We start from the raw sequence: 7,713 nt of genomic DNA on the forward strand, positions 1-7,713 counted from the left end.
TTCCCAATTACTTTTTAAATAGACGTGAACTGTATGATTATTTTTACTACCAATTTCGGCGATATACACATTGAGCTAAACAAAGAAAAAGCACCGGTAAGCTCAAAAAACTTCTTAAAATATTGCCAAGATGGTTTTTACGAAGGCACTATTTTTCACCGTGTTATCAAAGGTTTTATGATCCAAGGCGGTGGTTTTACTGCGGACATGCAAGAAAAAGAAATGCGCGCACCGATTGTGAATGAAGCGAACCGTGGTTTGAAAAACTTAAACGGCACTATCGCTATGGCGCGTACTGATGCGCCTCATTCTGCAACCAGTGAGTTCTTTATTAATATCGCGAACAATACTTTTCTTGACCACACTGCAACCACTAACGCAGGCTGGGGTTATGCGGTATTTGGTGAAGTGACGATTGGCATGGATGTGGTTAAGAAAATAGCAAAGATCAAAACCAAATCTATTGGTGAGCTTGACGATGTTCCAAAAGAGAGTATTGTGATCGAGAAAGTGACGATCGTTGAAGAGTAACGAGCTCTTTGTTATCTCAACATAAACACTAACAACGGTGCTGGTTTAGCACCGTTTTCGATCCTATTAATATTAACAATGGAACTCTATTTATGTCTTTATCTAAAAAGTTAAAACATATCTCTGCTTCTTTGCTTTTCATTACATCCTCTAGTACATTTGCTGCTGATCTTCCTATTTCACCAGAGAAGATCATCGCCCCCTACCCTGAGGTAAAAGTCACTACGCTTGAATCAGCTCAATCTCTTATCAATGAATTTAAGCAGCATCAGTATCAATTGGCTAATGTAAGTAAAACAGATCAAATCCCTTCGTTCTTTGTTGAAAACCTACCAAGCGATCTGAATTCACTGCCTGTCCAAGAGAAGATTTCAGGGTTTATTCGTTTATTACTGCCTACCATTATTGAGGTGAATAAACGCATAAATACGGTTAGACATGACGTTATCGCGCTATCAAAGCAACCTAAAAGTGAATGGTCGAAAGAAGAAACAGTATGGTTAAATGATTTAATGACGTCTTATGATATTAAATCAAACAACATTGATGACCTACTTTTACGTCTTGATATTATTCCTGTTGGTATGGTTCTAGCCCAAGGGATTGATGAAAGTGGTTGGGGAACCAGTTACTTTGCAGTTAAAGGGAATGGATTATATGGAGAGCACTTATCTTCTAAAGGCGGTAAGTATTTAAGTACCCCTGGTGGGCATGTAAAAGTAGCTGCATTTGATAATTTGTTCGCAGGAACTGCACGTTACATGTACAACTTAAATACGACCTCTGCCTATAAAGATCTTTGGATTTTACGTAAAAAACTAAGTAGTGAAGGTAAATTATCAGGTTATAAGTTAGTTGAGTCTTTATCTCACTACTCTACGCGTGGCGATGCCTATGTTGAGAATTTACAATCTCTAATCAAGCACCATCAACTTGATAGCTTTGATAATGTTGAGTTTGATAACACGGCTCCGGTACGTATTCGATTTACTCATTAGAAACAAAAAAGGTTGCGACTTATCATCGCAACCTTTTAACTATTAACTATTAACTATCTAAATTTATTATCGTCTATAGCGACAAAATCACACCGGCAATCGCCGCACTCATCAAGTTTGCTAATACGCCTGCAGTAATCGCTCTGAATCCCATTTTAGCGATGAATGAACGACGCTCCGGAACCAAGCTCCCTAAACCACCAATCAAGATAGCCATGGTTGATATATTGGCAAAACCACATAACGCAAAGGTAACAATCGCAACAGAATGTGAGCTTAGTTGGTCTTTCACTTCCATTAATTGAATGAAGGCAACAAACTCATTCACCACGATCTTATTACCAATCAATGAACCAGCAAGAATCGCTTCATTCCATGGCACACCTAACAAGAAAGCTACTGGTGCAAATAAATAACCAAGGATCAATTCAAAGCTTAGTTTTAAACCAAAGAAATCACCAACATGACCAAGCAAGCCATTAAGTAAAGCAATGACACTCACAAAGGCTAATAGTGTTGTACCTACTGCTACTGCAATACGTAAACCAGACATTGCCCCATCCGCTAATGCTTCAAATACGTTTGTTGCGTGGTCAATCTCAACAGAGGTAATTTCATCGTCGTTATTGGCTTCATCACCCGGTGGCACCATCATTTTAGCCATTAATAGGCCAGCAGGTGCTGACATGAACGCTGCTGAAATAAGGAAATTAAGATCCACACCTAGCGACGCGTAACCTACCATAGTACCGCCAGCCACTGACGCTAAACCACAAGTCATTACAGCAAAGAACTGTGAATCACTCATGTGCTTTAAGTAAGGTTTTACAACAAGAGGTGCTTCTACCATGCTTACAAAGATGTTTGCTGTAGCAGCAAGTGATTCTGCGCGTCCTGTGCCTAATAAACGCTGTAACCCACCACCAATGAAGTTAATTACTCTAGGCATGATACCAAGATGATAAAGAGCAGAAATAAGTGCCGAGAAGAATATTATGATACCAAGCACATTAATGGCAAAGACAAAACCTACTTTGCCTGTCGCTAAGCCACCAAATAAAAATGCAATCCCTTGTTGGCCATAATCAATTACGCTTGAAACGCCTGCAGTTACTGAGTTGAGCACTTCTTTACCGGCTGGAACATATAAAACAAGTAAAGCAAAAATGATTTGTAAACCAAACGCTAAAGAAACGGTTCTTAGAGGGATATTACGACGATCTGTCGAACATAAATAAGCAAATAATAAAATGGCAAAAATACCAAGTAGCGATGTCATGATAGAAACCTGTGCTATCGAAAATAGAGCAGGCATTCTAATGCGCAAAGGTTTGCGTGCAAGTCGGGATTGATAACACGCTGTTAATGAGATTTAGATCACATTTCTTACTGTACATAAGTGGTTGATTTATAAAACGAGACAAGCGACTTGAATGACGATTATTTCTATATGGAAAATATATTTCTTCCATTAAAAATAGTCGCTATAACTCATTGATTAAATTAACATCACCACCTTGATGTCAATTTAATCAATAACTATAATTTAACCCATTTCAGAAGAGATTTATCCCAATAGGGTTGCTGACCAATATGCTCACGCAGGAACTCAATGACTGCGGTAATTTTTCTTGGTAAGTGCTTACGGCTTGGATACGCTGCATAAATTGGCATCTGTTGACTCGCTTTCCAATCCGGTAGTAATTGAATGAGCTTTCCTTCACTAAACTCATTAGTTAGTAAATAACTTGCTAAATAAGCCACTCCCCAACCTGAGATAGCTGCATCTCGCACTGCTTCTGCTAAATCGACACGATAGTTTCCTGACACTTTGACACATAACGTTTCATTGTTCTTACTGAAATCCCAATTGCTGTAATCACGATAGCGGCTTTGGTAAGTAAGACAATTATGCTCTATAAGATCTTGAGGATGATGAGGAACAGATTTATCAATCAAATAATCCGGTGAGGCCGCTAAAACAAAGCGAGAATCTGCCAAACGTTGTGCAACATATCCTTCTGGGATATCTTCAAAGTTTGTTACCCATAAATCTAAACCTTCTTTAAGCATATCTGCTCGGTGATCGAATAAGCGAACTTCAACTTGCAGATCGGGATATTGCTGTCGTAACTTATCAATCGCTGGGATAATATGCATAGTCCCAAATGATTGAGATAACCCTAAACGTAGCACTCCAGCAACTTCATCTCGTTCATCATCCATAATTGCGCTGGCTTCGGTCATTGCGTGATACATTTTCTCGCAATACAGATAAAACTGCTGACCTGCATCGGTAATTGTTACTGATCGGGTGGTTCTTTGTACCAATTTCACATTAAGATCGGCTTCTAGCACTCCAAGCTGTTTACTAACATGAGACGTTGATACTCCCATTTGCTTTGCTGCCGCAGTAAAACTGCCCGCTTTGGCTAAGGCGTAAAATATCACCATTTGGCTGGCTCGATCGTGCATCTATCATGTCCTTTACTGCAAAAGGGAAATTGGGGCGAAGATAGTATCATTAATCCTACTAATTAGGATTTATTTAATATCATCAAACTCAACTAAGATTACCGCCCCCTTTTCATCCATTGATTCAAGAGTCACTTTCAACCCTAACTCTTTATGATAAAAATATTCACCCAATGTTAAAGGCGCATCGTTCATTGAAGTTGTTGATGGTTTAGTATCAACTAAGTAGGCTTTAATAGTGTGCCCATTCATTTCAGCTATTCGTACAATAACGCCATTTAAAAAAGGATCACTTTCATCCCAATTTTCGTACTGATTAATCTCTTTTCTGTATTCTAAAAATATATGCTTATTCTGGATCAACGTTAAAAATCGGTATCCTTGAATATCATTCTCACTCCATATGTACGGTAAATAATAACGACCTGATTTAATTATTTCTGGTACCCTTAAATCATAATCAAGCCAACCAGCGTGTACTTGATAAGAAATAGGATAAAGGCGTGCACCACCACCATTAAGCGTATTCGTAGGATCACCTGAAGTTCCTTCTGTGCATGTATCATCAATAATGATTCCTGACGCTTCACGCGTACAACCATTTAACGATAAGCCATGATATCCACCTAAATTATGTCCAAATTCATGATTCCACATCCACATTTTATGGCTCGAGCCATTACCAATAGACCAATTACCAGGTAAAGAAGCTAATCCAGTCCAACTGCATCGAACATTTTGAGTTGATACAAAAAACAATTGATAATCACTAAGATTGACTTGATCTTTAACCGCTTCTTTAGCGTTATCTACTACCTTAGAAGTACATAGTGAAGGTTTCATTCCAATATCAATACCGTCAATGACATCAAATTGAATATCTAATTCCCCATGAGAACTTCTATAAACAGCGTCTGACAATGAGAATGCATTACTCTCTCTATTCGCTAACGCTTGCTTTATCTGAAGATCCATACTTTCTAAGTTTGGTCCAATATCACTATAATAAGTTGAAATCAATAAAGCTTTTTTATTACCAATTACAGGTAACGTTTTCATAGTTGAATACGGTATATTTGTTTCCCAATAATAATGCGATGTTTCAAATAGATCTGACTCTATCATCTCTACTTTGCCATCATTATTTTCACCTAAAAAATGGCCATAATTACCCGTATCACCAGTGTATTTTTGGGTAATTCTTATCTTCGGCGTTTTTGTGCCGATAACGTTGTAACTCCAGAGTCGCATCGACGAATAACCAGAGCCAGAACACGCAATAACACTCGGAGGATAATTAGTGTTTGTAACTCCTAAACAAACGTTACTTTTCCCTTCGCTAATTGCATAAACGCTTTTCAGGTTAAAATGATTACCTGATGAAGGAAAATCAATAAACCATTGCTGGTTAGGCTGACCATTACACTCTGATACACTAATGTTTTTAAAATCATCATTAAGGGATAAGCACTTATGTGAATTCATTAATCTTATCTCTGTTTCTCCCCCCTTTTGGCTTAACTGCCAATCAGATACTTCAATTTTTTTTGTTACCTGTTTATTTTTATACATAAAATCAACATGATAAACACCTGCTTTTTTGAAAAAAATCTGACCACTACTAGAGCGAGCAACAATATCTTCATCTACAGATTGTGTACCATCTTTAATAATGCGATAAATAGCTACGTCTTTTATATCTATCGCTGTTAAGTAAGATTCTGACACATTCTTCAAGTGAAAATTAATACGAACTTCTTCATTAATATTAAATGAATTAGATTCAGTTTTAGCTTCTAAAGTAGAGTTTATTGCTTCTGGCGGGTGGGTTACTTCTGGAAGTAATATGTTTTCGCTATTGCACGCACTGAGAAATAGTAAGAAAACAAATAATTGTACGCATAACTTCAATGACAAATTCCTTTTTAATATACATATATGTTTTTATATCCTCATGAGCAAAAATAAATCATTCACAAAAACAAAAGTTATGCATATATAAAATCATTATGATAGTTCTGTCATTAAATAATTCCCGCAATCAAAAAAACAAGAAAAAGCTTACAAGTTAATTACTTAATAAACTTATTTTATATCGATTTATTATAATTTTTCATATTAAACGAATACAGTACATCTTCAATGAAGCTATTACTTCTCAGTAAAATATTCGAGTAATATCTGGTGCCATTCTGTCGTTTCACGTATTTGCAGCAAAGCACGGTTAATTTCTTCTTCGTATTCGCTATTTTCGACTAAAACTAGGCCATAATTTTGTTTTTCAAGTTGATATGGTAGAACGACTAAATCAGCAAACATCTCTTTTGCTTTTCCTTGTTTAATCATATAACGCAATACTGCATCATCTGCAACGATGGCATCAACATCTCCATTATCTAGAGCTACTAATAATTCCCTCATATTAGGATACGTTTCATGGGCAATGCTGTGATCAGTCAATAACAAAGAAGTCGTTGTTGCTTGTTTTGCTCCTACTTGCAATTTTGATAAATCATTCACTCCTTTTACATCAAACCGTAATTGCTCTAGCGTTAACGAACTTGCCAATATCGCAGTAATACTGGCAATGAAAACGGTTGAAAACATAGCAATCAATACCGTCATTATTCGGGCTGATAAGGTTTTAAACTCAAAATAATTAAAAGGGCCTTTGGTAATAAACAGTACCCCGAGAATAAAAGCTTCTGCTAACCGACCTCGCTTGGTTGGCATAGAGTAAAGTTTGTCATTATTTTTACGCTCAAGAAAATAATAGAAAGCCCCGACACTTATCGCGACAAAGAAAAATATACCAAGCGCTTTCCATAAGGTTTTATTGGTAATGATGCTAATAAATGAATCAAGATAACCACGGTTTTTTACCGTAATGGCAAGATGCGTTTCATAAAATGAGTGTGAGAAATCGACATGTTCTTCACGATCAGGAGTAATTGATATACAAGAGACACCTACATCTATATCTCCTTTTTCAGCGGCTAACAATAGATCGTCTAGTTCATAATTTTGAATTGAATAGTCAACCTTCATGATCTCTGAAATCCGCAGCCATAACGTCATACTTAGACCTTCGAACTCTTGGCTTTTGTCATGAAAGATAAACGGTGGGCAATGATAGGTTCCAACTTTAAGCTCGGTATTCGCTTCAGTTTTTTCTATCCCTATAAGTATTGTTACCACAAAAATAACCATTGAAATAACACAATAACGGAAAGCCCTTTTCTCATCATACATACCACTCTCCCGTGAACCCTAAATACGCCCTACTGAATTGATTCTCTTATTAAAAGGTAGCAGTTGAATGGAGATTCTTCTAATTATCGAAATTAATACTTAAGATAAGAGACAAAAAATCCCCTTTAATTTTAATTACTAAAGAGGATTTTAATTAAGATGGGTTGTTTACCCTTGGAGCTACCTTGAATTTGAAGTTAATTAAAAATCAATACGATATACTGATGTCGTCCCACTGACCTCATTTGCAACAGCAATAAAATGTTGGTTTAGACGAGTGAAATATTTTATCGACTCAGGGCCAAGATCGCCTGCATTAGGGTTATAACTCCCATTTTTACACTCCCCTTCTTCATCAACCTGAGTACATACACCTACATCAAAATTACGATTATTCACATACGTAACAAAGCGAGAAGATTTTGGTTCTGTTACGTCATACACCATCACGCCCAGG

6 protein-coding genes and 1 pseudogene are annotated in these 7,713 nt (G+C 36.9%); 2 read left to right on the plus strand and 5 right to left on the minus strand.

Annotation, left to right across the window (positions count from 1 at the left end; all coding sequences use genetic code 11):
• Window positions 1-33: 33 nt before the first annotated feature.
• Entirely contained in the window at window positions 34-531 is a 498-nt protein-coding gene (locus PVK70_RS16720; RefSeq protein WP_130049208.1) for a peptidylprolyl isomerase, read from the plus strand.
• Between the two features lie 92 nt (window positions 532-623).
• A complete protein-coding gene (locus PVK70_RS16725; RefSeq protein WP_130049209.1) occupies window positions 624-1,529 on the plus strand; it encodes a glucosaminidase domain-containing protein in 906 nt (301 codons plus the stop codon).
• A 73-nt stretch (window positions 1,530-1,602) separates the two neighbouring features.
• On the opposite strand, the gene PVK70_RS16730 is transcribed toward PVK70_RS16725, so the two are convergent.
• From PVK70_RS16730 to PVK70_RS16750, 5 genes and pseudogenes are all read right to left on the minus strand, one after another.
• Complete coding sequence (locus PVK70_RS16730; RefSeq protein WP_130049210.1) at window positions 1,603-2,808, minus strand: NupC/NupG family nucleoside CNT transporter; 1,206 nt, start codon at window positions 2,806-2,808, stop codon at window positions 1,603-1,605.
• A gap of 260 nt (window positions 2,809-3,068) precedes the next feature.
• On the minus strand, window positions 3,069-4,004 hold the full coding sequence (locus tag PVK70_RS16735) for a LysR family transcriptional regulator (protein WP_130049211.1): 936 nt from the start codon (window positions 4,002-4,004) through the stop codon (window positions 3,069-3,071).
• Between the two features lie 69 nt (window positions 4,005-4,073).
• Window positions 4,074-5,921, minus strand: coding sequence for an RICIN domain-containing protein (locus tag PVK70_RS16740; RefSeq protein WP_130071965.1), 1,848 nt, complete (start codon window positions 5,919-5,921; stop codon window positions 4,074-4,076).
• 234 nt (window positions 5,922-6,155) lie between these two features.
• Entirely contained in the window at window positions 6,156-7,256 is a 1,101-nt protein-coding gene (locus PVK70_RS16745; protein WP_130049213.1) for a transporter substrate-binding domain-containing protein, read from the minus strand.
• Between the two features lie 201 nt (window positions 7,257-7,457).
• Window positions 7,458-7,713: pseudogene (locus tag PVK70_RS16750) on the minus strand (choice-of-anchor I family protein); the annotation flags it as partial.

The sequence above is a fragment of the Aliivibrio sp. A6 genome (assembly GCF_028765505.1).
Classification (GTDB): domain Bacteria; phylum Pseudomonadota; class Gammaproteobacteria; order Enterobacterales; family Vibrionaceae; genus Aliivibrio; species Aliivibrio finisterrensis_A.

What these genes read in the sequence shown, in the direction of transcription:
- PVK70_RS16720 (WP_130049208.1), top strand. Translation starts at nt 34, where the DNA reads ATGATTATTTTTACTACCAATTTCGGCGATATACACATTGAGCTAAAC.
- PVK70_RS16725 (WP_130049209.1), top strand. Translation starts at nt 624, where the DNA reads ATGTCTTTATCTAAAAAGTTAAAACATATCTCTGCTTCTTTGCTTTTC.
- PVK70_RS16730 (WP_130049210.1), bottom strand. Translation starts at nt 2,808, where the DNA reads ATGACATCGCTACTTGGTATTTTTGCCATTTTATTATTTGCTTATTTA.
- PVK70_RS16735 (WP_130049211.1), bottom strand. Translation starts at nt 4,004, where the DNA reads ATGCACGATCGAGCCAGCCAAATGGTGATATTTTACGCCTTAGCCAAA.
- PVK70_RS16745 (WP_130049213.1), bottom strand. Translation starts at nt 7,256, where the DNA reads ATGTATGATGAGAAAAGGGCTTTCCGTTATTGTGTTATTTCAATGGTT.